General features: G+C 64.8%; 20 protein-coding genes. 3 read left to right on the forward strand and 17 right to left on the reverse strand.

Annotated elements, in window-relative coordinates:
• Positions 1–9: 9 nt before the first annotated feature.
• Positions 10–1,290 (reverse strand): serine--tRNA ligase, encoded by a 1,281-nt coding sequence (gene serS / locus GUY23_RS16250; protein WP_166974239.1) that lies wholly within the window; start codon positions 1,288–1,290, stop codon positions 10–12.
• A gap of 128 nt (positions 1,291–1,418) precedes the next feature.
• Here serS and GUY23_RS16255 point away from each other — a divergent pair, with 128 nt between their 5' ends.
• The 3 genes from GUY23_RS16255 (at position 1,419) to GUY23_RS16265 (ending at position 6,521) form a co-directional block, all read left to right on the forward strand.
• Positions 1,419–2,540 carry a diacylglycerol/lipid kinase family protein gene (locus tag GUY23_RS16255; protein ID WP_228282471.1) on the forward strand — a complete coding sequence of 374 codons (1,122 nt, stop codon included), beginning with the start codon at positions 1,419–1,421 and terminating at the stop codon, positions 2,538–2,540.
• A 256-nt stretch (positions 2,541–2,796) separates the two neighbouring features.
• Positions 2,797–4,965: a hypothetical protein gene (locus tag GUY23_RS16260; RefSeq protein ID WP_166974242.1), complete on the forward strand. Its 2,169-nt coding sequence runs from the start codon at positions 2,797–2,799 to the stop codon at positions 4,963–4,965.
• Positions 4,966–5,183: 218 nt separating this feature from the next.
• Positions 5,184–6,521 carry an LPXTG cell wall anchor domain-containing protein gene (locus GUY23_RS16265; RefSeq protein WP_166974245.1) on the forward strand — a complete coding sequence of 446 codons (1,338 nt, stop codon included), beginning with the start codon at positions 5,184–5,186 and terminating at the stop codon, positions 6,519–6,521.
• Positions 6,522–6,667: 146 nt separating this feature from the next.
• On the opposite strand, the gene GUY23_RS16270 is transcribed toward GUY23_RS16265, so the two are convergent.
• The 16 genes from GUY23_RS16270 to GUY23_RS16345 form a co-directional block, all read right to left on the reverse strand.
• The gene (locus tag GUY23_RS16270) at positions 6,668–7,729 is read right to left on the reverse strand and encodes a HoxN/HupN/NixA family nickel/cobalt transporter (RefSeq protein WP_166974248.1); all 1,062 of its coding nucleotides are present in this window, start codon (positions 7,727–7,729) and stop codon (positions 6,668–6,670) included.
• Complete coding sequence (locus GUY23_RS16275) at positions 7,722–8,504, reverse strand: urease accessory protein UreD (protein ID WP_166974251.1); 783 nt, start codon at positions 8,502–8,504, stop codon at positions 7,722–7,724. Before GUY23_RS16275 ends, GUY23_RS16270 begins: the two co-directional genes overlap by 8 nt.
• Positions 8,501–9,253, reverse strand: coding sequence for an urease accessory protein UreG (gene ureG / locus GUY23_RS16280; protein WP_166974254.1), 753 nt, complete (start codon positions 9,251–9,253; stop codon positions 8,501–8,503). Before ureG ends, GUY23_RS16275 begins: the two co-directional genes overlap by 4 nt.
• Positions 9,246–10,046 (reverse strand): urease accessory protein UreF, encoded by an 801-nt coding sequence (locus tag GUY23_RS16285; protein ID WP_228282472.1) that lies wholly within the window; start codon positions 10,044–10,046, stop codon positions 9,246–9,248. Before GUY23_RS16285 ends, ureG begins: the two co-directional genes overlap by 8 nt.
• A complete protein-coding gene (locus GUY23_RS16290) occupies positions 10,046–11,749 on the reverse strand; it encodes an urease subunit alpha (protein WP_166974257.1) in 1,704 nt (567 codons plus the stop codon). The genes GUY23_RS16285 and GUY23_RS16290 overlap by 1 nt, the downstream gene beginning before the upstream one ends.
• Positions 11,749–12,087, reverse strand: a complete 339-nt coding sequence (gene ureB, locus GUY23_RS16295; RefSeq protein ID WP_166974260.1) for an urease subunit beta — start codon at positions 12,085–12,087, stop codon at positions 11,749–11,751. Before ureB ends, GUY23_RS16290 begins: the two co-directional genes overlap by 1 nt.
• A gap of 11 nt (positions 12,088–12,098) precedes the next feature.
• Positions 12,099–12,401, reverse strand: a complete 303-nt coding sequence (locus GUY23_RS16300; RefSeq protein ID WP_166974263.1) for an urease subunit gamma — start codon at positions 12,399–12,401, stop codon at positions 12,099–12,101.
• A gap of 8 nt (positions 12,402–12,409) precedes the next feature.
• Positions 12,410–14,158 carry a purine-cytosine permease family protein gene (locus GUY23_RS16305; protein WP_228282473.1) on the reverse strand — a complete coding sequence of 583 codons (1,749 nt, stop codon included), beginning with the start codon at positions 14,156–14,158 and terminating at the stop codon, positions 12,410–12,412.
• A gap of 208 nt (positions 14,159–14,366) precedes the next feature.
• Positions 14,367–14,804, reverse strand: coding sequence for a heat shock protein transcriptional repressor HspR (locus GUY23_RS16310; protein ID WP_166974266.1), 438 nt, complete (start codon positions 14,802–14,804; stop codon positions 14,367–14,369).
• Between the two features lie 14 nt (positions 14,805–14,818).
• Positions 14,819–15,832: a DnaJ C-terminal domain-containing protein gene (locus GUY23_RS16315; protein ID WP_166974269.1), complete on the reverse strand. Its 1,014-nt coding sequence runs from the start codon at positions 15,830–15,832 to the stop codon at positions 14,819–14,821.
• A 177-nt stretch (positions 15,833–16,009) separates the two neighbouring features.
• Positions 16,010–16,693 carry a nucleotide exchange factor GrpE gene (grpE, locus tag GUY23_RS16320; RefSeq protein ID WP_166974272.1) on the reverse strand — a complete coding sequence of 228 codons (684 nt, stop codon included), beginning with the start codon at positions 16,691–16,693 and terminating at the stop codon, positions 16,010–16,012.
• Entirely contained in the window at positions 16,693–18,558 is a 1,866-nt protein-coding gene (gene dnaK / locus GUY23_RS16325) for a molecular chaperone DnaK (RefSeq protein ID WP_166974274.1), read from the reverse strand. Before dnaK ends, grpE begins: the two co-directional genes overlap by 1 nt.
• A 387-nt stretch (positions 18,559–18,945) precedes the next feature.
• Positions 18,946–19,722, reverse strand: coding sequence for a hypothetical protein (locus GUY23_RS16330; RefSeq protein WP_166974277.1), 777 nt, complete (start codon positions 19,720–19,722; stop codon positions 18,946–18,948).
• Positions 19,723–20,529: 807 nt separating this feature from the next.
• Positions 20,530–21,333, reverse strand: a complete 804-nt coding sequence (locus GUY23_RS16335; protein WP_166974280.1) for an MBL fold metallo-hydrolase — start codon at positions 21,331–21,333, stop codon at positions 20,530–20,532.
• A 334-nt stretch (positions 21,334–21,667) separates the two neighbouring features.
• Positions 21,668–22,231, reverse strand: a complete 564-nt coding sequence (locus GUY23_RS16340; protein ID WP_166974283.1) for a TetR/AcrR family transcriptional regulator — start codon at positions 22,229–22,231, stop codon at positions 21,668–21,670.
• Positions 22,204–22,392, reverse strand: coding sequence for a DUF5708 family protein (locus tag GUY23_RS16345; protein WP_228282851.1), 189 nt, complete (start codon positions 22,390–22,392; stop codon positions 22,204–22,206). Before GUY23_RS16345 ends, GUY23_RS16340 begins: the two co-directional genes overlap by 28 nt.
• Positions 22,393–22,476 lie beyond the last annotated feature (84 nt).

Raw genomic sequence — 22,476 nt, forward strand, 5'->3', positions numbered from 1 at the left:
GACCGACGCTCAGTAGCGCGGTCCCTCCGGTCCCTGTGCGGTCATCCCGCCGAGGTAGGGCCGCAGTGCCGCAGGCACCGTGACCGAGCCGTCCGCCTGCTGATGGTTCTCCAGGATCGGCACGAGCCAGCGGGTGTTGGCCATGGTGCCGTTGAGGGTGGCGACAGGGCGGGTCGCCCCGTCGTGGCGTTCGCGGATCTGCAGGCGGCGGGCCTGGAACGTCGTGCAGTTCGACGTCGAGGTCAGCTCCCGGTAGGTGCCCTGCGTCGGCACCCAGGCCTCGCAGTCGAATTTCCGCGCCGCCGAATCGCCGAGGTCGCCGGCCGCGGTGTCGATGACCCGGTAGGGCAGTTCGCACAGACCGAGCATCTTCTCCTGCAGGCTCAGCATCCGCTCGTGTTCGGCCTCGGCGTTCTCGACCTCGACGTAGGCGAACATCTCGACCTTCTGGAACTGGTGCACGCGTATGATGCCGCGGGTGTCCTTGCCGTACGAACCGGCCTCCCGGCGGTAGCACGAGGAGATGCCGGCGTAACGCAACGGTCCGTCGGTCAGGTCGATGATCTCGTCCATGTGGTATCCGGCGAGGGGCACCTCGGAGGTGCCGACGAGGAACAGGTCGTCGGCTTCGAGGCGGTAGACCTCATCGGCGTGCTCGCCGAGGAACCCGGTGCCGCGCATGACCTCGGGGCGGACGAGCGTCGGGGTGATGGTCGGGTTGAACCCGGCCTCCTCGGCGACGTCGCGGGCGAGGTTGAGCAGGGCCATCTCAAGCTTCGCACCGAACCCGGTGAGGTAGTGGAAGCGGGATCCGGAGACCTTCGTGCCGCGCTGGGTGTCGATGGCCCCCAGCTTCTCACCGATCTCGAGGTGATCAAGCGGTTCGAACCCGTCGACGCTGAAATCGCGGGGCTCCCCGATGGTCTTCAGGGTCACGAAGTTCTCTTCGCCGCCTGAGGGGATGCCGTCGATGATGAGGTTCGGGACCTTGGACACGAGCTGGTCGAAGGCGAAGCTCGCCTCCTCCGACTCGGCCGACAGCGACTTCACGGTCTCGGACTTCTGCTTGCCCTCGGCGATGAGCGCGGGCTTGTCCTCTTTGGCGGCCTTCGCGATCTGGGAGGAGAAGGACTTCTGGTCGGCGCGGGCATCCTCGTAGGCGGTGATGGCCGCACGGCGCGCGGAGTCGGCGGCCAGAACGTCGTCGATGAGTTCGACGGATCCTCCGCGAGCCTCCTGCGATGCCTTGAACAGGTCCGGGTTTTCTCTGAGAAGCGCTAGATCGATCACCCCATCAGCTTAACGGCCCGGGCGTGTTTTCGATATTCGGCGCCCTGCCCCGACGCAGTCGACGGGGCCGCGTCCCACGCCTGGCATCACTCAGCTGACACACGAGGACAGCAGGGTAGATTTGGCACATGACCATCGCGCTCGATCCCCTGATGACCTGGGTCGTCATCATCGGCGCCCTTGTCGTGCTCGGACTGGTGTTCCTCCTCGGTCGCCGCTCCGGAGCCCGCCGCACCCTGCGATCGGTGCGACGTTACGCCCATTCGACGAATCTCGAGGAATCCGAGGGAGAGGTCGGCGACTCCGCCCGCTACCGCGCCGCCCTCATCGTCAATCCGACGAAGACGGATGTGCGCCGGCTCGCCTCCACCGCCGAGGCGATCTGCCGTTTCGAGGGCTGGAGCCCTCCGCTGGTGCTCGAGACCACCCTCGACGATTCGGGTGAAGGTGCCGCGACCCGCGCGCTCGACGAAGGGGTCGACGTCGTCATCGCCGCCGGCGGTGACGGGACCATCCGCGCGGTCGCCTCGGCGCTGACGGGCACATCGACACCCATGGGCATCGTTCCACTGGGGACGGGGAATCTTCTCGCCCGCAACATCGACCTCGTCCTCGACAAGACGGAATGGGCGCTGCGCATCGCCCTGTGGGGACGCAATCGGGAGATCGACGTAGGTACAGCGAAGATCGCCGAGGACGGTGACACCCATATCTTCACGGTGATGACCGGGCTCGGATTCGACGCCGCGGTTATGGCCGACACAAACGATGAGCTCAAGAGCCGCCTCGGCTGGCTGGCCTACGTCGAGGCCGGGTCGCGCAAACTCGTCGGCAGGCCCAGCCAGGTCAAGATCACCTTCGATGACGACTACCGGATCTCGGCCAGGGTCAGGTCCGTGCTCGGCGGCAACTGCGGACGCCTGCAGGGCGGGATCCAGCTGCTCCCGCAGGCGGTCATCGACGACGGCATGCTCGACGTGCTCATCGTCAGCCCCAAGAACCTCGGCCAGTGGGTCGGCGTGCTCGCGTCGATCGCGGGGCGGAGGGTCTCACGCGGGCTGCACACGAATACGCGCAAGTGCCAGAAGGTCGTCATCGAGGCCGGCGAGGACCTCGATGTCCAGCTCGACGGCGATCCTCTCGGTCAGTCTTCCTACCTGGAGATGGAGGTCAGGCCGTCGGCGCTGACCGTCCGCGTGCCCACCGTCGAACAGCGCAAGCAGATCCGGGCCGAAGCCTGGCCCGTGTGACGTCGGGCAATACCCAATACCCGCGCCGAGGTGGCCCCGACCGAGCGATTGATTCCGCGCCGGCCGTGCGAGAGAGTTCCACCAGATCATTCGCCTGAATTTACCGATTAGTAGGTCACGGGGCGATTACAGAAATTCACCGAGCCGTTACAACATCTAAACCTGAACAAAACGTACAGAAATAGTTGAGAAAATCCTTAGAGCCTAAGATGAGTGCCGTATCACACCCCTCGCTCACGAGATTGAAGGCACTCCAATGAAGAAGATCATCCTGGCGCCGGCAGTCGCCCTCGCATTCACCGGACTGGTCGCCGGCCCGGTCGCCGCTGCGGAATCCCCCTCCTCCGCGCAGTCAGCATCGGAACAGAAGGCCGAGAAGCAGAAGCTCGAGAAGGAAAAGGCCAAGGAAGCCGCGAAGGCCAAAGCTGAGAAGGAAGCCGCCGAGAAGAAGGCAGCAGAGAAAGCCGAGGCTGACAAGAAGGCCAAGGAGAAGGCCGCTGCGGACAAGAAGGCTAAGGCAGACGCCGCCAAGAAGGCCGCGGACAAAAAGAAGGCGGACGCGAAGAAGGCCGCCGAGGCCAAGGCTGACAAGAAGGAGGACAGGCCCAAGCCTCCGAAGAAGGTCGATGCGAAGCCCGCGCCTGCCCCCAAGGACGAGGACAAGGACGCGAAGGACGACGACAACTCCGAGGACACAGTCAACCCGATCAACGCCTCGGTGCAGGTGACCTCCGGTGAGGTCACCGCCGAAGAGCTCGCCGACGAGGGTGTCACCGTCAAGGTCACCGGACTGGAGAAGGGCGACAAGGTCGCAGCCAAGTCCGGCCTGACCGGCCCGGCCACCACCGCTAACGGTTCGGCGGTCACGCTTAAGCTGCACTCCACCAAGGAAGTCAGCCAGGAATCCGTGGCTTTCGCCGTGCAGGTGCAGCGCACGGGGACCTCACCTTCGGTCGAAAACGGATCGGTCGAACTCCTCTCCGAAGGCAGCGATGCCGCTGACCCGATCAAGGCCTCCCTGTCAGTCTCGCCGGATGAGATCACCGCAGAGGACCTCGCCGACGAGAGCAAGGGCGTCGACGTCACCGTCAGCGGGCTCGAAGAAGGCGATGAGGTCACGAACTCGCTCACCGGTAACACCGAGACCGCCGATGCCGACGGTGCCCTCAAAATCCACCTCTGGTACGAAGGCGACCCGAAGAACCTCGAGGTCGGCAAGGTTCCGTTCACCGTCACCATCGACCGCAAGGGCACCGAGCCGGAGACGCTCAACGGCAACATCAACGTCGTCGACGACACCGAAGCCGACCCCAAGGTGAAGCTCGGCACCGACAAAATCACCGTCGAAGAGTTCAAGAAGAACGGGCTTCCGTTCTCCGGCACCGGCTTCACTCCCGGCAGCACGGTGACGGTCACGGGCGAAGCCGTCTCAGCGCAGGCGGCAAAGGCCCAAGCCGACGAGGTCACCGCTGACGAAGACGGCAACGTCGAAGGAGTCGTGACGGCGCCCGCGTCGCTCGAAGCCGGCAAGTACTCGCTGACCTTCACCGACGACGAGTCCGAAAAGACGAGTGACCCCGTTGAGGTCACTGTCACCGACGAAGACGATGCCGTCGATCCGATCGACGCCTCGCTCAAGGTGGACCCCAAGAAGATCACCGCCGAGGATCTCGCGAACAAGGACAAGGGCGTGACCGTCACGGTCTCCGGCGTGAAGAAGGGCGATAAGATCAAGGACTCCCTCACCGGGAAGACCGAGACCGCCGACGCCGACGGAGACTACAAGCTCCACCTCTGGTACGACGGAAACCCGAAGAACCTCGAGGTCGGCAAGGTTCCGTTCAGCGTTACCATCGACCGCGAAGGTACCGAATCGAAGACGCTCAACGGCAACATCACCGTTGTCGGCGAAGACGACGGTGAGACCGAAGCTCCCGCCGAGGCGACTCTGAAGGTTTCGCCGAAGACGATCGAGGCCGCGGACTTCGCCAACGAGAAGAAGGGTGTCACCCTCGCCGTCGAGAACTGCGAACCCGGCCAGGACGTCCACTTCGAGGTCAACCCGAAGGGCATCAACGTCACTGCCTACGAGAACACGGTCAAGGCCGATGACGAAGGCAACGCTTCGGTCAATGTCTTCGGAACCTCGTCAGACGCTTCGGCCTACGTCGGTGCCTACACCGCGACTGCCACCTGCGGCGATGACACCATGAAGGACTCCTTCACGGTGACCGGCGGCGCCAACGGCGGCGGAGACAACGGCAATGCCGGAAGCGGCAGCGGCGATGACGGCAGCCAGCTGCCGCGCACCGGTGCCGACCTCGGCGGACTGACGACGGGAGCCCTGCTCCTCCTCGTCGGCGGTGCCGCAATCGCTGTCACCGGACGCAAGAACAAGTTCGGACAGAACCCGATGAGCTTCTGATCTGAAACCAGCGGTCGATTTCGACTGTCGGAGAAGGGGGCGGTCCAGCGCACGCTGGGCCGCCCCTTTCCGATGGTTACGGTGAATGGAGAATGACCTCTGCGTCCGGCCAGAACTCGGACCTGAACAAAATGACCACAACTATGCGTGTGGTGAATGTTGCATTACCGTTACATTCGCAATACTTCACTCCCACCTGTAATTTTCTAAGGAAATACATGAAGAAGCTCGCCCTCGCGCCCGCAGTGGCTATCGCCATCACGGGCCTCGCCGCATCCCCGGTTATCGCAGCTCCCGAAGCTCCCGCCTCGGCCGACACTCAGCCGGCATCGAAGCCGGTCGCACTCCAGAAGGCGTCTAACCCCACCCAGCCTCAGGCCGATGGTGAAGAGCTCGTTCTCTCTGCCGACACGATCTCGCTCAAGGACTTCGCTGACAAGGGACTCGGCATCTCCGGCTCGGGCGTCTCCCCCGACGCTCAGTTCCAGCTGACAGTGAAGCCGACCAGCGGCCAGAACGTCAACACCTACGAAGCACCCTTCCAGTCCGACGGAAATGGTTCCTACGAGACCGGAGTCGGCGGCACCAACGATGACACCTATGTCGGCAAGTACGACGTGACGGTGACGAACCTCGACGACGACAGCGAGACCTTCTCCGCTTCCTTCGAGGTCACCGGAGACGAATCCGACGAGCCCGAGGCTCCCGAGGTCGACCCGAAGGTGTCGGTCAAGGACGACAAGCTCACCGAGAGCGAGTTCGAGAAGAACGGTGTCACGGTCTCCGGTGAGGGCTTCACCCCGAATGGCAAGGTCACCGTCTACGGTTCGGCCGGCATCTCGGCCTTCGGCGACACCGAGGTCACCGCGGACGATGAGGGCAAGATCCCGGCAACGACTGTGAAATACGAAGGCGACGATCAGCTCGAACCAGGCGAGTACGGCGTCTACGCAGTCGACGAGGAAGAAGAAGCCACCGCTGAAACGGCCTCCTTCACCATCACCGAAGACGAGACCGAAGAACCGACTACCCCGGCTGCCGAAGCCAAGCTGACGGTCTCCCCCGAGACCGTGTCCCCCGCTGACTTCGTCAAGAAGGACAAGGGCGTCACCCTCGCCGTCGAGAACTGCGAGCCCGGTGAAGACGTCCACTACGTCGTCAACCCCAAGGGCGACTCGAACGTCACCGCGTACGACAACACCGTCAAGGCCGACGACGAGGGAAAGGCCGACGTCAACGTCTACGGCACCAGCGCCTCGGACCCCTCGGCCTACATCGGCGACTACGAAGTCACCGTCACCTGCGGCGACGACGAACTGACCGGAGAGTTCTCCGTCAGCGATGACGCCAACGCCGGTGGCAGCGATGGAAACGAAGACGGCAATGGCGACGGCGGAAACGGCGGCGACAACGGCAACGGCGGAGGCGACCTGCCCCGCACCGGTACCGAACTCACCGGGCTGGTCGGCGGCGCCGGTCTCCTCCTCATCGGTGGAGTCGCAGTCGCTCTGACCATGCGTCGCAAGAAGGTCGCTCAGGACCCCGCAGAGATCTGAGACTGAGACTCAGGACAACCTGATCGTCAGCACTTGCTGATCCTCAGTCCACACAGAGTAGAGCGCGAACCCGGTTCGGGTTCGCGCTCTATTCTGCTCTCCGCTCTCCTCAACCGTCGAGGCTCGATTCGCCTCGCTTCAGCTGGTCATGCCGGCTTCAGCCGGTCCTGCTCGCCGCTGCCGGTCACATTCGCCACGATGGATCGATCGGAACGGTCGGCTCTCACCTTCCGGAGGGTGATCGCAGCCACTGCCGCGATCACAACGAACAGGATTGTGGCGACGATTCCCAGGTAGCTCGTATCGAGCTCGGGAAGTGCGAACGTCTCGGTCTCCGCGCCCACCTCGACGACACCGGCGATGACGACCAGCCCAGCGACGAGCACGGACAGCCCGGTGATGACGATGTTGTAACCGCGGAAGCGGTCGGTGCCCTGCGAAGCCCAGCCGTAGAGCTTCGCCATGAACAGGCTGTCCGCCGTATCGCATGCGGCCATTCCCACCGCGAACAGCAATGGAAGCGACAGTGCCAGCGTCGCCGACGAGCCTGCAGCCGTCGTCCCTGCCGCGATCATCAGACCGATCGTCGCCGCAGTGTCGAACCCGAGCCCGAAGAGCAGCCCGATGGGAAACATGTGTCGAGGGCGATCCACAGTGTCGAGGACCCGGGCGAACGCCGACGTCAGCGGCCCGTTCGGCCCCTTCGTCGCGTCATCGTCAGTCCCCCGCAGCAGTCTCACGAGCGACACCAGGTTGAGAATGCCGAAGACGGCGACGACGAAGGTTGCGAAGGACAGCCCCCAGAGCCCGAGACCGAACCGTGCGGCAGAATCCTCCGCCGACACGAGGTCGAGAGCCAGACCCGCCCCGAAGGCGACGAACGCACCGGTGACCACGACGACGGATGAGTGCCCCAGGGAGAACCAGAACCCGACGGTGCCGGCAGGCGTTCCCTTCGCTGACAGACGACGGGTGACATTGTCGATAGCGGCGATGTGATCAGCATCGAAGGCATGTCGCGCTCCCAGCAGCACCGCAGTCAGCGCAAGACCCCATGCCACAGACGGGGCGGTCTCCCGCAGCGAGACGATCACCAGAACCATGCCGATGATCGCGATGCCTGCCAGCGTCAAGACATGGGGAAGCGTCGTCCCGCGTCTCCGGCTCTCTTGTATTCGAGTCTCATGTGTTCGAGTCAGTTCACTCATCACTCTGCTCTCCGTTCTGCTCTGTTCGTCCACCGCTGCTGCTGTGTTCGTCGAACGCCAATGCCCTGTTCGTCCAGCGCCGCCACCGGACATCGACGTGTGCCGCATGGGTTGCCGAGCCGATCGCTCTCGCAACGGCACCGGGCCGGGCAAGGACCAGCACATGGCCCTCGTCCGTGTCGGTCGGCGCCTCCCCCTCCTCAGGATCGGCGCCGACCATGATCGCCGTGTCGAGCACCCGGGACCGGCCCAACACACCCGGCTGGGGATGCTCTCCGTCAAGAGACAGCTCTTCGGCGAAGAACGGCGTCCCATCGACGTCGCGGATGTCGGTAGTGCTGACGATTCTGCCGCCCGCCTCTCCGGTCCGCCCGAGCACGAGAGTCTCCCGCAGGCACACCTGCGCCTCCGCACCCCTGCGCACTGTCGTACGACGTCCGACATGGGCACGGTCGGCGACGACGAAGGGAAACGACTCCCACACCAGGACTCCCCCGTCACCGACGACGGCATCGACATTCCATGCGGACGGCCTTCCCGTCGAGGGATAGGCGACCGTTCCCCCGATATCTTCGATCCGCAGTGTGCATCCGGCGCCGACTTCGATCCTGATCGACACCGAATCCCCGCCGAGGAGGGTCGCCCCTCCCGCGACAAGCGCGACGTGCGCGAACCCTGCACTTCGGGTCACCAGCCTCGGCTGCAGCAGTCCCGGAGCGAGCCGAACCTTCGGCCGTCCGCCCGGTGCCGCCTCGGTCACCGCAATGGTCGTCATACCCGTGCATGTTGATGGCTGTGCTCTTCGCCCTCGTCATCATGGGTGTGCACATAGCCTCCGTCCTCATCGGCGTGGAAGTGCGGAGCCATCGGCCCCGGATCCTGCGGCTCATGTGCCCCGGCACGATGAGAGGCCAGGAGCGCGAGCAGCCATTCGCGCAGTCGCGCCACTGAGGCCTCGTCGGTGCGGGAGAGAGCGAGCACCGGTCCGCCCTCGCGCGCCTCGGTGGCGTCGCTGACCATCAGTTCGACATCGACTCCGACATAGTCGGCGAGGTCGGTCTTGTTGACCACGAGCAGGTCGGCGCGGGCGATTCCGGGGCCGCCCTTGCGGGCGACGTCCCCACCGCCGGCGACGTCGAGGACGAAGATCTGCGCGTCCACAAGCGCCGGTGAGAACGTCGCGGTGAGATTGTCGCCGCCCGATTCGACGAGGACGAGGTCGAGCGGGTAGTAGTCATTCTCCAGCCGTTCGACGGCCTGCAGGTTCGCCGTGACGTCGTCACGGATCGCGGTGTGCGGGCAGGCCCCCGTCTCGATCGCGCGGATGCGGTCCGGGTCGAGGACTCCGGCGGAGCGGAGAAGCCGGGCGTCCTCGTCGGTGTAGATGTCGTTGGTGATCACGCCGATGCGGATCTCGTCGGCCAGGGCGCGGCAGATGAGAGCGATCAGCGAACTCTTTCCGGTTCCCACGGGCCCGGCGACGCCGAGTCGCAGGGATCTTTCGGATGCAGGGAATTCAGGCACGGAACAGCCTCCTCGGTAACACGGACTGGACTTCTGCCCAATCCTCGATCAGTGGGGCACCCGAGGCTGGAAGCGACTCGGGGCGGGTGAGTCGGGACAATTCGGACACGGAGTCCTCCATCGCCGCGCAGGCGTCGAGCACCCAGCCGGTGACGCGGATCGGATCCGTGGGTTCGAGCTTGAGCACCGCGGCGGCGACGGTCTGCGCATCGTCGTAGGCGACGAGGCGGACGAGATCGGCCGCCCCGATGCCCGCGCACGCGGCGATGGCACCGAGCACGATGGGACGCGGCAGCGGCCTGGGTCGGAGCACCGCGGCCGTCTGCGGCCAGATCGTCTGGCCGATGCGGGCCAGGCCGGCACCGAGGGCGACGGCGATCTCCCGCAGCGCCGCACTCGGGGTGCGGGCGGCCCATTCGGCCTCGAGCGCACCGAGACGGTTCAACACGTCGGTGTTCCTCTCCGGACCGACGCCATCCCGCCTCCGACCGCCGATGTCCCGCTCCGGACCGATGACGTTCAGCTCCGGCACGCCGGCGTCATCGGCCTCTCGACCTTCGCTTGCCACGTGTCGGGCGATTACAGCCGCTCCCGCTTCGACGCGGACGACCGTGGCCATCCTCGCCCGCATGTAGTCGGCCACCTCGTGCGCGGCGAGCCCACATCGCAGTCCGGCTTCCAGGCCGTTCGAGGACACGTGGGCTCCGGCGGGCAGGCGGGAGTCGGCGAGGAGCATCGCAAGAGTCGCCGAGGCGTTGCGCCGGATGGGAAGGTCGGTCGAGGTCACGGTCATCAGAACATCTGGTAGAGCCGGGCCAGCGGCAGCGTCTGCGCCGGCTGCGCGGTCACCGGTCGGCCGTCGATCGCAATGGCGAAGGTGTCGGGGTCGATGTCGATCGCCGGCCGTGCGTGGTTGCAGCGCATATCCTTCTTGCCGATGTCCCGCGTCGGAGCGACGGGCTTGAGTTCCCGCTGCAGAGCGAGCTCATCGCGCAGACCGGTCTCGACCGCGGCTGGGGCGGCGAACGACACCGACAACCGTGCCCCGTCCGAGGCTCCGAAGGACGGTCGCATGAGCACCGGCTGCGGAGTCGGGATGGAGGCATTCGGGTCACCGAGACCGGCCCAGGCGATCGCCCCGCCCTTGATGACGAGGTCTGGTCGGACGCCGAAGAAGCGAGGATCCCAGAGCACGAGATCGGCCATCTTCCCGACCTCGACCGATCCGATGTGGGCGTCGACGCCATGCGCGATCGCCGGATTGATCGTGTACTTGGCGACGTAGCGGCGAGCGCGTTCGTTGTCCGCCGGCAGGGTCTCACCGAGGTCGCCCACCCGGTGCTTCATCACGTGGGCCACCTGCCAGGTCCGGGTGATGACCTCACCGATGCGCCCCATCGCCTGGGCGTCCGAGGACGTGATCGACAGGGCTCCCATGTCATGGAGCAGGTCCTCTGCCGCGATGGTCGTCGCTCGGATGCGGGATTCGGCGAACGCGAGGTCCTCGGGCACGGCGGGATTGAGGTGGTGGCAGACCATGAGCATGTCGAGATGTTCGGCGACCGTGTTCGCCGTATGGGGCAGGGTCGGGTTCGTCGAACCGGGGAGGATGTTCTCCAATGCCGCGATCGACAGAATGTCCGGGGCGTGTCCCCCGCCGGCGCCCTCGACATGGAAGGCGTGGATGCTGCGACCGCCGATCGCGGAGATCGTCGATTCGACGAACCCCGCCTCGTTGAGCGAGTCCGAGTGCAGTGCGACCTGCAGTCCGTGGTCCCCGGCGGCCCTCAGCGAGGCGTCGATGGCCGCGGGTGTCGCACCCCAGTCCTCGTGGACCTTGTATCCGGCGGCACCGCCGAGGGCCTGTTCGGCCAGCCCCTCGGCCGAGACGGTGTTGCCCTTGCCGAGCAGGAGGATGTTCATCGGAAGGTCGTCGAGGGCACGGTGCATCGCGCCGAGGTGCCAGGCCCCGGGCGTCACCGTCGTCGCCTTGCTGCCCTCGGAGGGGCCGGTGCCGCCGCCGGCGACCGTCGTGATCCCGGTGGCGAGCGCTTCGTGGAGCTGGGAGGGTGAGAGCAGATGGACGTGCGAGTCGAAGGCGCCCGCGGTGAGGATGCGACCTTCGCCGGAGATGACGTCGGTCGACGGTCCGATCTGCAGGTCCGGGTGCACTCCATCGGCGATGTCAGGGTTCCCTGAACGTCCGAGCGCCACGATCTGTCCGGCCCGGATGCCGACATCGGCGCGGATGATCCCCCACCAGTCGAGCACCACGGCGTTGGTGATGACCGTATCCGGTGCCCCTTCGGCGCTCGTCGTCGTTCCCTGGTTCATCGATTCGCGGATCGATTTGCCCCCACCGAAGACCGACTCCTCACCGCCGAAGGTGCGGTCCTCCTCGATCTCGATCCACAGGTCGGTGTCGCCCAGGCGCAGCTGATCGCCGAGGCTGGGCCCATAGAGTGCTGCGTAGCGCTCGGTGGACAGTCGCGCCATCACCGATCACCCGCCTCGGCGAGGGGAAGCCGGATTCCGGGCACGCGCCTGTGCCCGCGCAGGGAGATGATCGGCACGGTGCGGGAGGCGCCCGGTTCGAAGCGCAGGGAGGTGCCGGCGGGGATGTCCAGACGGAAACCCTGCGCCCGGCCGCGGTCGAAGTCGAGCGCAGCATTGGTGTCGGGGAGGTGGATGTGGGAGCCGATCTGGACCGGTCGGTCGCCGGTGTTCTCGATCGTCATCGTCGCCGTCTCGTCCGGGTTCTCACGCACGTTGAGTTCGCGCTCTCCCGCGCTGACTCGAACGGAGCCCGGCCCGCGGTCGCGTGTTCCTGCCACTGTCGGGTCCTTCAGTCGATGGGGTTGTGGATGGTCACGAGCTTGCGCCCGTCGGGGAACGTCGCCTCCACCTGCACGTCGCTGAGCATGTCGGCGACCTCGTCGAGGACGTCATCGCGGGTGAGGACCTCACGCCCGGTGGTCATGAGCTCCTCGACGCTCGCTCCGTCCCTGGCGCGTTCGATGGCCCAGGTGCTCAGGAGCGCAACCGTCTCGGGATAGTTCAGGCGGATTCCCCGTTCCCGTCGGTCCCGGGCGACCATTCCCGCTACGGACAGGAGGAGCTTCTCGGTGTCGGCCGGAGTGAAGTGCATGCGTTCCCTCAGCCTTTCGTGGGATCGTGCGGGGCCGCCGTGCGGTCGTGCGAGGAGGCCGGGCTGCCGTGCGAGGCATCCACGTGCTCGTGCGGAGGATCCGCGGGCAGCACGTGCTCGCCGAGGCGGTCGGTCGAGAGCGCGAGGGAGCTGAGGTAGAGTCGCTCCCCGTTCTCCCCCGTCTTCGCCGAGGCGATCATGTCGGGACGTTCGAACTCCAGGTCCGTGACATGGCAGCGCAGGGTCTCCCCCGAAGGGTTGCCGTGCTCGTCGAACATCGGCAGCTCGATCCCGTCATCGCTGCGTCGCAGGTAGTACCTGCCGCGGGTGATGATCGCCATGAGCGGGGTCGCGACGATGGCGATGCCGACGGCGAAGAGAGGTGAGAACGGTTGGACCGTCGCCCCGAACGCCCCGAAGTAGATGGCGATGGAGACTCCGCCTGCGAGCACCAGGGAGACGATCCCGACCGGGTTCCAGTCGTAGAGCATGCCGCGTCGGAACTCGGGGACCTTCGGGGAGAGCTTCAGCAGGTATTTGTTGATGGCGATGTCGGCTGCGACGACGCAGATCCATGACATCGCGAGGTTCGCGTAGAAGCTGAGGATCGCGTTGAGGAAGTCGAACATGTTCAGCTCCATCAGCGCCAGGGCGATGAGCAGATTGACGACGAGGAAGGTGATCCGGCCCGGGTAGCGCTTCGTGATCCGCGTGTACGAGTTCGTCCATGCCAGTGATCCCGAGTAGGCGTTGGTGACGTTGATCTTCACCTGGGAGATGACGACGAGCACCACGGCCAGCAGCAGGGCGAGCCATTGCGGCATCATCTGCTGGTAGGTGGCGAGGAACTGCTGGACGGGTTCGTTCGCGAAGCTCACGGCGCCGGGAACGTTGGCGATGAGGTAGACCGCGAGGAACATGCCGATGATCTGCTTCGTCGCCCCGAAGATCACCCAGCCGGGGCCGGCGAGGATGACGGCCGCCCACCAGCTGCGACGGTTCTCCGGGGTACGCGGGGGCATGAACCGCAGATAGTCGATCTGCTCGGCGATCTGGGCGATGAGTGAGAGGCAGACACCGGCGGCGAGCATGACCGAGGCGAAGTTCGCGCCTTCGCCTTCTTCACCCGTGTAGGCGAAGAAGTCCGCGACCGAGTCCGGCTGCCAGGCGATGAGGTAGCCGACGGGGATGACCATGAGCAGCAGCCACAGCGGGGTCGTCGAGACCTGCAGTTTGGCGAGGACCTTCATGCCGTAGATGACGAGCGGGAAGATGAGCACGGTGGACACGAGGTACCCGATCGGGCGGGGCACGCCGAGACCGAGGTAGAGCCCCTGCGCCATGATCGAGCCTTCGAGGGCGAAGAAGATGAAGGTGAACGTCGCGAAGATGACGTTCGTGATGACGGACCCGTAGTACCCGAAGCCCGAACCGCGGGTGATGAGGTCGAGGTCGAGGTTGTAGCGGGCGGCGTAGAACGCCAGTGGCCATCCGGTGAGGAAGATGATGATGGCTGCCACGAGGATGCCGAGGATGCCGTTCGTCGTGCCGTGGGCGATGCCGATGTTCGCACCGATCGAGAAGTCGGCGAGGTAGGCGATGCCGCCCAGCGCACTCGTCGCGACGACTCCGGGCGCCCACTTCCGGTACGACCTGGGGGCGAAGCGGAGTGTGTAGTCCTCGAGGCTCTCTGATGCCGCAAGCTGTGCTTCGTTTCGCGGCTCGGGAAGTGCCGTCCTGCTCGGAGACAGTGTCATTGTGGGTTCCTGACGTGTGCGTCGACCGTGGTCAAGGACCAATCTTTGCAGTCGATTGTTTCCGCACATGTCGGTTCTGTTTCGGGCAGATGTCGGCAGGGGACTCTGCCCGCGGAGTCGCCCATCAGCGCAGACGCAGAAGAGCGCGAACCCGCGTTCGGGTTCGCGCTCTTCCTGTCGTCATTTCCCGGTCACTGCCGGCGACGGACTACCGCCGCCGGAATCTGTTGTACAGCACCAGCGCGCCGGGTTCGGGGCGCCCCTGCGGACGCCTGCCACGGGCGATCGATACGACGTCCCCGGCGGTGCCTGCGGCGAAGACGCGCGCATCGCGTTCCTTCGCCGCCTGCTGCGTCCGGATCTCGTCCTCGAGCTCCTCATTGCGGTGCTGGAGGGCATCGACCTGGTTCTGCAGGTCGATGATCTTCTTGATCCCGACGAGGTTGACCCCCTCGTCCTGGGACAGCTGCTGGATCATCCGCAGCTTGGCGATGTCCTGCCCGGAGTACCGCCGGCCACGCCCCGCCGTACGTTCGGGGATGACGAGGCCGAGCCGGTCATACTGTCGCAGAGTCTGCGGGTGCATTCCCGCGAGATCCGCCGCCACCGAGATCACATACACCGCCGCCGTCGACGAAATATGCATCGTTCATCACCACCTCAACTGGCCTTGGCCGTCTCCAGCAGGCCGTCGCGCGGATCGTCGTCCTCGGTGGCCGCCTGGAACGCCTCCACCGCAGCCTTGGCTTCCTTCGACAGGTTCTTCGGCGCCACGATCTCGACCTCGGCCAGCAGATCGCCGGTGCCCTTCTTCGTCTTCACGCCCTTGCCGCGCACCCGCAGGGTCCGCCCTGACGGGGTGCCCGGTGCGATCTTGACCTTGACGGGCATTCCGCCCAGGGTCGGGACCTTGACCTCGGCGCCCAGGGTCGCCTCGTCGAAGGTCACCGGCAGCTCCATCCGCAGGTTGTCACCGTCGCGGGAGAAGACCGGGTGCGGCTTCACATGCACGGTGAGGATCACGTCGCCGGCCTCGCCGCCGTTGGGGCTGGCCTTGCCCTTGCCGGCCAGGCGGATCTTCTGTCCATCCTTGACTCCGATGGGGGTGCGCACGGTCAGCGGCTTCCCGCCGGGCATGTTCAGCTTCACCGAGGCTCCGTTGATCGCCTCGGTGAACGACAGCGTGGTGCTCGACTTGATGTCGCCGCCCTTGACCGGCGGCGAGTAGCCGCCGCCGAATCCGCCGCCGTAGCCTCCGCCGAAGCCGCCCAGCAGGTCGGCGAGGTCCGGGGGAACGTCTCCCCCGCCGCCGTAGGTCGTGCGGGTCCGGGTGCGTCCGCCGCCTCCGAAGAGGTCGGAGAACACGTCGTCGAATCCGCCGCCGCCCGCTCCGCCGGGTCCTCCGGCGCCGGCGCTGAATCGGGCACCTCCGCCCATGGCGCGGACCTGGTCGTACTGGGCGCGGGATTCCTTGTCGGAGAGCACCTGATGTGCCTGTCCGATCTCCTTGAACTTCTCCTCGGCCTTCTCATCTCCGGGGTTGGCGTCCGGGTGATACTTGCGCGCGAGTTTGCGATAGGCCTTCTTGATTTCGGCATCGGAAGCATCCTTGGAGACGCCGAGGGTCTTGTAGAAGTCCTTATCGAACCAATCATTCTGAGGTCCGGTATTCACCTGGCACCTCCTTTCCTTCCAATCATTGCACTCATCGATCTATTCACTTGTCTCCTCACAATCCGCATCCCCGGGGTATGACCCCGAAGATCCGGACCGCCGCCGAGGTGGCCCCCGGCCCCGTACGACAGTTCACTGTCGGTCGGGGCGAGCAGCCGCCTCGGCGAAGGTGTTCGTTCAGTCCTCCGGCTGCTGGACGCCGACCCGGGCCGCACGGATGATGCGGTCGCCGATGCGGTAGCCCGGCTGCATGACGAGGAAGACCGTCGGCTCCTCGACTTCGTCGGAGGGCTGCTGCATGAGCGCCTCGTGGAGGTTCGGGTCGAACTCGTCGCCGACCTCACCGTACTGTTCGACGCCGACCTTGTTGAGCGAGTCGATCAGCTTGTTGACGTGGGTCTCGAAGGGACCGGAGACGTCGCCGTTCTCGCGTGCGAGCTTGACCTCGTCGAGCACGGGGATCAGGGCCTCGACGACCTTGATCGTGCCGCCGACGGCTGCGCGTTCGCGTTCGCGATCGGCGCGCATCCGGTAGGCGGCGTACTCGGCGTTGATCCGCTTGAGGTCCGCGAGGTGCGCGGCGGCTTCCGAACCCGGTTCGGGCTCGGGGGCCGCCTCGGCGTCCTCGAGGCTCGAGGCATCGGCGGGGATGTCGACTCCGAGGTCGCTGGCGTCGGCAGCGGATCCCTCTGCCGTCTGAGCGGCATTCGGGTCCGTGGCCTGCTCATCGCCGGCCTCGGCCGAGGCCGACTGGGCGTCGGCCTCGGGACGGACCTCACCGGTGTTCGGGTCGACCCGGCGCTTGTCACTGAAGGTGAAGCCTGGCTCCTCGGACGACTTGTCGTTGCCCTCGGCAGTCATTACTTCTTCTCCTCATCCTCATCGTCGACGACCTCGGCATCGACGACATCGTCGTCGGCACCGGAAGCGGCATCGGCTTCGCCCTCACCGGCAGCGGCGCCTTCGGCACCACCCTGCTGGCTGTAGATGGCTTCGCCGATCTTCTGCTGGTTGGCCACGAGCTTGTCGTAGGCGTCCTTCACAGCGTCGTCGTCTTCACCCTTGAGGGCTCCCTTGACGGCGTCGACGTCGCCCTGGAGTTCAGTCTTGATCTCTTCGGGCAGCTTGTCGTCGTTGTCGGTCAGCAGCTTCTCGGTCTGGTAGGCGAGGTTCTCCGCGTTGTTGCGGACGTCGGCGGCCTCACGGCGCTTCTTGTCCTCTTCTGCGTGCTCCTCGGCCTCACGGACCATGCGCTCGATGTCCTCCTTCGGCAGTGCGGAACCGCCGGTGATGGTCATCGACTGCTCGGTGCCGGTGCCCTTGTCTGTGGCCGACACGTGGACGATGCCGTTGGCATCGATGTCGAAGGCGACCTCGATCTGCGGCACACCGCGCGGAGCCGGCGCGATGCCGGTCAGCTCGAAGGTGCCGAGGTTCTTGTTGTCGCGCGTGAACTCGCGCTCACCCTGGAAGACCTGGATCGACACGGAGGGCTGGTTGTCCTCAGCGGTGGTGAAGGTCTCCGAGCGCTTGGTCGGGATCGGGGTGTTGCGCTCGATGAGCTTGGTCATCACGCCGCCCTTGGTCTCGAGTCCGAGCGAGAGCGGGGTGACGTCGATGAGGAGGACGTCCTTGCGTTCACCCACGAGGACACCGGCCTGGACGGCGGCGCCGATCGCGACGACCTCATCGGGGTTGACGCCCTTGTTGGGCTCCTTGCCTCCGGTGAGTTCGGTGACGACCTGGGTGACACCGGGCATACGGGTCGATCCGCCGACGAGGACGACGTGGTCGATGTCCTTGACGGACACGCCGGCGTCCTTCATGACTGCGTGGAACGGAGCCTTGGTGCGCTCGAGGAGGTCCTTGGTCAGGTCCTCGAACTTCGCCCGGGTGAGGGTCTCATCCAGGTGGATGGGTCCGTTCTCGCTCATCGACAGGTACTGCAGCGAGATGTTCGTGCTGGTGGCGGAGGACAGTTCCTTCTTGGCCTGCTCAGCGGCTTCCTTGAGGCGCTGCAGAGCGGTGGCGTCCTTGGTCAGGTCGACGCCGTAGTTGTTCTTGACCTGCTCGACCAGCCAGTCGACGATCCGCTGATCCCAGTCGTCACCGCCGAGGCGGTTGTCACCGGAGGTCGCGCGGACCTGAATGGTGGAGAAGTCGTCTTCGTCCTTGCCGACTTCGAGCAGCGAGACGTCGAACGTTCCGCCACCGAGGTCGAAGACGAGGATGAGCTCGTCTTCCTTGCCGCGCTCGAGGCCGTAGGCCAGAGCAGCGGCGGTCGGCTCGTTGATGATGCGCGAGACGTTGAGTCCGGCGATCTCACCGGCGTCCTTCGTGGCCTGACGCTCGGCGTCGTTGAAGTAGGCAGGAACAGTGATCACCGCGTCGGTGACCTTCTCCTGCAGGTACTCCTCGGCGTCGTGCTTGAGCTTCTGGAGGATGCGGGCCGAGACCTCGGGAGCCGTCATCGACTTGCCGCCGATCTCGGTGGACCAGTCGGTGCCCATGTGGCGCTTGACCGAGGAAACGGTGTTCTTGATGTTCGTGACGGCCTGGCGCTTGGCGATCTCGCCGACGAGCGAGTCGCCGTTCTTGTTGACTGCGACGACGGACGGGGTCGTGCGACCGCCTTCGGCGTTCGCGATGACCTTCGGCTCGCCGCCCTCGAGGACTGCGACGACGGAGTTCGTGGTTCCGAGGTCGATTCCAACTGCACGTGCCATAGTGTTCTCTCCTTTGTTCGTGAGTTCCTTCGACTCGAATGTGAGCGATCGGGCGGCGCCGCCGGTCGAACGTCCACGGCAGTGCCTGCCGCGGGGCGAATGGCGGAACCACTCGACCGCACACATTGAGTCAACCGGACTCAAGTATTCTCTTCGAGGTTCCGACGGTCAAATCGGCCTCATCAAAGTTGCGTACACCAGACTCAACTTTGATGAGGGAGAGATTATTCCGGGTACGGGAAGTTTTTCCGGCGAGCCCGGTTGTAGGTTCCCAAGATTCATGGCGGAATCTCAGTTTCGTGCCGGAACCATGTCGGAGTTCTCAATTTCATGTCGGTGTGAGGACGGTGGTCGCAGGCAACGAGGTTGTTAATGGACAGGGTCGGCTCACCAGCTGACTAGGCTGCGCCACCGGCCCAACCCCTTGGGCAGAAGGCAACGCGGGCGCGGCACACGCCCCCGCAGAAGAGTGAAGCCGCAAGGGAGAAGGGCGACGGTGAGGGCAAGCCCTCCGAACCCGGGCTCATGCTCTTTCAGCACTCCCATGCCGAGCCACCCTGCTGGAAGGATGAACAAGCACCTCAACAGCCCCCACCGCTCGGATCGGAACAGCGCGAATGCCAGCAACAGTGACCCAATGATCGTCCCAGCGGAGGCGATGACGGGTACTCGCCAGAATGCGTAAGCCAGTTCCCCGTAGCCGTCGAGAATCAGTGATGAGGCTGCCTCTGCCCCTAACCGCTCTACGACGTTGAAAGCCGTCGCATCCACCCCAAGGTAGAACATTCGTGCCATGAGTCCGGCTGTCAGCAGGACGCATCCCAGCGTCGCGGACCATGGTGCCTGAGCTGCGGCCTGGCGTGACAGTGCGAAGGCAGCAGGTACCAGCAGCAGGATTCCCAGGAGCAGCAGAGTCGACCCCGCAGTGGACAGTGCCGGCTGGCGTGCATGGACTTCGAGCAGCATCGGTGCTGCGAATGTTGCCGCGTCGAGATCGCCGAGTTCGCTTAGCGTCAGGCCGGCTCTGGCTCGGGCTAACCATTGGAGGAACAGGCCGGCAGTCCACAGCAATGGGGCCGAAATGAGTGAGAGGCCGGAGATGAATCGCTCGGCTCGCCCACCTGCGTACTGGAGAGACGCCGAGTCGAAATCGTAAGAGACCATGCCGCGAGTTTATCGGGCACCGGCACCCATCAGATCGAACGAGTCATGAGGATCGGTCATCATCGACGATGTCCTGGAAGTCGTTGCGAGAGGCCTCGTCATCTCGATACGAATATCGAATACTCGATAAGTGGTGGAGAATGTCAGTGTGATCATCGCGGTTGAGGGACCAAGCGCAGCTGGAAAGACGACCTGGTGTCGCCAGCACGAGTTGGAAGTTGTCGAGGAATACGCTCCTACGGGAGTCGAACCGGACGGCACAGATTTGCCCGCTCAGGCAGGCTATTGGACTCACGTCAATAGCAGCCGCTGGGGGCAGGCAGATGCCCTGGAGGCCAGTGAGGGCCTGGCAATCTGTGACAGCGCCCCCTCAGGCTGCACTACAGTTGGTGCCTGAGCCGGATCGGGGCCTCACCATGGGCGCGGTTCCGCCATGAGCTGGCCGCAGTCCGTCAGACTTTCTCAGCCGGTACGCTTGATTTCGCTGACCTGGTACTGGTGTCAAACCCGCCGCTGGAGGTGCTGCGAGCACAGCGTCTCGCCGACTCCACAAGAGCCCGGCGCTCGTTTGAACTCCACGCGCACTTAGGCGATGATCTGCGGACTTGGTATCAAGCAGTCGATGCTCTTGAGCCAGGACGTGTCCGCTGGCAATTGCCCGATGACGGCTCGCCCTCACGAATGCCTTCACCACGCTCTGGCCGCACAGACGTCGCTCTCCTTGACGCCCTCGTCGCCTCTCTGCCCTCCCGATAGGCCGATCGACTGCTCCCGCCAATCCTTCGGACCCGCTGGAGTAGCGTTCGACTAGTCTCGACCCCTCCCAGAGTTGAGTGGGATTTCAAGGTCCTCGGTGGCAACGAGGATCTCTCCGCAGAATGATGCCCTGGCTTCTCCTGCTGCTGCCTGCCGGTCGTTGCCGGGCCAGAAATGGGTGAGCATGAGTCGTTTTGCTCCAGCTCGCGTGGCCCACCTGCCGGCTTCGGAGGCACTCAGAAGATTGCGCTGGCCGGCTACGAACTCTCCGGGTCGGTCGGTGGCATCAACGATAAACAGATCCGCATCTGCCCCCAGCTTCGCAAGATTGGGGTCGGGTCCGGTATCACCCGTGTAGGCAATGACGATGTCGGCAGCTGAAAGGCGGATTCCCACATTGGGGACGAAATGCGGCAGCTCGATGCAGCTCAGCTGGAAGGGTCCCAGTCGATGGTCGGCAGGGATCTCGTGAAAGTCGAACTCGTCCCCCATATCAACTTCTGGCTCGAGACCGCGCAATCGGTCAACTACCCCACGGGGACAGTACACCGGAAGCCGTGTCGAGGGGCGTGATCCGTAGCGGCGGATACGGAACAGCCCGTGGAGATCGATGAAATGGTCGGGGTGTTCGTGACTGATCACTACCGCATCGACACGAGCTTCAGGAAGGTGCGCCAGCAGCCGAGGAAGCGTTCCATAGCCCAGGTCGAGGACAATCCGATACCCATCCCAATCAATGAGGAAGCCACTGCAGGAGTGAGTCGGCGTCGGATAGGCGGCGCTGCTTCCCAGAACTGTCAGAGTTCGCTTACGTGGTGTCTTCTGCCTAGCTTGGTCCTCGATGTCGTTGTTCATTTCAGTGTTCCGTTTCAACCCGCATGTACCAACGTCTCCTTTTCGAATCGTCGCGCCAGTGTTATCGCACAGTCCCCCGGCTGCCGACAGCAGTTGGACTTCGGATGCCGCATTCGAATGCCGTGCCGGTTTCGAATCCTGCCCGTCATTCCGCAGATCAGCGCGGTGCACAGCTGACAAGTTCCGTGGGACCCTACGCCACCTCCAGGCTCTCGCCTGAGGTGCCGTCAGACGCTCCACGGAAGTCTCCCCGGGGCGGGGCCGACTCTGGTCAGGCGACTTCGAATCATCGGCTGCCGCTTATTACCCACCCTGAGGGGGACTCCTCGACAGATCAGAGCTGTTCTCCAGCTGCGACGCCGCCTCCGAGCTCCGCAATGAATGGACTGATGACGCGGTCGATCAGGGCTCGGCGTTCTGGCATCGGCAGCACGAGGCACTGAACAGTCACGCCATCGATCAGCGCGAACAGCTGCGACGCCGTGTGCACCGAAAGACCCCTCCCCGCGAGCCAACGGCGAAGCTCTTCGTCGAGCCTCGCCGACTCGGCTGCCAATTCAGCATCGACGGCAGACAGAGCGGCGTACGCGAGCCAGACTCGAGCACGCCGCTCCCGCGGACTATCCAATGGCAACCATTGCTCCACGATGTCACGCAATGTCGTGGGGTCAGCAGCTCTGATGTCCGCGACGAACTGTTCGCCGGCGTGGTTGAAACCTGCCCGGATCAGCTCGCCCTTCGTCCTGTAGTAGTACTGCACCTGCGCCGGCGACACCCCGGCGGCCGCAGCCACACTGCGGACGCTGAGGGCACCTGCCCCGCGGTCGGCAAGAACACTGACAACTCCATCGACAATGCGGGTAGACGACATCAGTCCCTCGACGCGATCATCGACCACACGGTCGCCGCCAACTCCGCAACCCCCAGCACCGCAATCACGAAACCAGCCTGCCGCAGACCAACGACTGGGGTCTCGACGTCGTGGAAAACGAAATACATCACAAGCCCGCCGATGACCATGATCGCACCGACGAGGAGCGCCGCAACATGCTTACTCATCACTCTGCACCCTTTCCATATCTGTACGACTGCACAGTACGATCGTACAGCCGAGCTCAGGAGATGCAATACCCTGCAAGCAAT

This window comes from Brevibacterium atlanticum, assembly GCF_011617245.1.
GTDB lineage: Bacteria > Actinomycetota > Actinomycetes > Actinomycetales > Brevibacteriaceae > Brevibacterium > Brevibacterium atlanticum.

What these genes read in the sequence shown, in the direction of transcription:
- GUY23_RS16255 (WP_228282471.1), top strand. Translation starts at nt 1,419, where the DNA reads ATGACCATCGCGCTCGATCCCCTGATGACCTGGGTCGTCATCATCGGC.
- GUY23_RS16260 (WP_166974242.1), top strand. Translation starts at nt 2,797, where the DNA reads ATGAAGAAGATCATCCTGGCGCCGGCAGTCGCCCTCGCATTCACCGGA.
- GUY23_RS16265 (WP_166974245.1), top strand. Translation starts at nt 5,184, where the DNA reads ATGAAGAAGCTCGCCCTCGCGCCCGCAGTGGCTATCGCCATCACGGGC.
- GUY23_RS16270 (WP_166974248.1), bottom strand. Translation starts at nt 7,729, where the DNA reads ATGAGTGAACTGACTCGAACACATGAGACTCGAATACAAGAGAGCCGG.
- GUY23_RS16275 (WP_166974251.1), bottom strand. Translation starts at nt 8,504, where the DNA reads ATGACGACCATTGCGGTGACCGAGGCGGCACCGGGCGGACGGCCGAAG.
- GUY23_RS16285 (WP_228282472.1), bottom strand. Translation starts at nt 10,046, where the DNA reads ATGACCGTGACCTCGACCGACCTTCCCATCCGGCGCAACGCCTCGGCG.
- GUY23_RS16290 (WP_166974257.1), bottom strand. Translation starts at nt 11,749, where the DNA reads ATGGCGCGACTGTCCACCGAGCGCTACGCAGCACTCTATGGGCCCAGC.
- GUY23_RS16300 (WP_166974263.1), bottom strand. Translation starts at nt 12,401, where the DNA reads ATGCACTTCACTCCGGCCGACACCGAGAAGCTCCTCCTGTCCGTAGCG.
- GUY23_RS16305 (WP_228282473.1), bottom strand. Translation starts at nt 14,158, where the DNA reads ATGACACTGTCTCCGAGCAGGACGGCACTTCCCGAGCCGCGAAACGAA.
- GUY23_RS16310 (WP_166974266.1), bottom strand. Translation starts at nt 14,804, where the DNA reads ATGCATATTTCGTCGACGGCGGCGGTGTATGTGATCTCGGTGGCGGCG.
- grpE (WP_166974272.1), bottom strand. Translation starts at nt 16,693, where the DNA reads ATGACTGCCGAGGGCAACGACAAGTCGTCCGAGGAGCCAGGCTTCACC.
- dnaK (WP_166974274.1), bottom strand. Translation starts at nt 18,558, where the DNA reads ATGGCACGTGCAGTTGGAATCGACCTCGGAACCACGAACTCCGTCGTC.
- GUY23_RS16330 (WP_166974277.1), bottom strand. Translation starts at nt 19,722, where the DNA reads ATGGTCTCTTACGATTTCGACTCGGCGTCTCTCCAGTACGCAGGTGGG.
- GUY23_RS16335 (WP_166974280.1), bottom strand. Translation starts at nt 21,333, where the DNA reads ATGAACAACGACATCGAGGACCAAGCTAGGCAGAAGACACCACGTAAG.
- GUY23_RS16345 (WP_228282851.1), bottom strand. Translation starts at nt 22,392, where the DNA reads ATGAGTAAGCATGTTGCGGCGCTCCTCGTCGGTGCGATCATGGTCATC.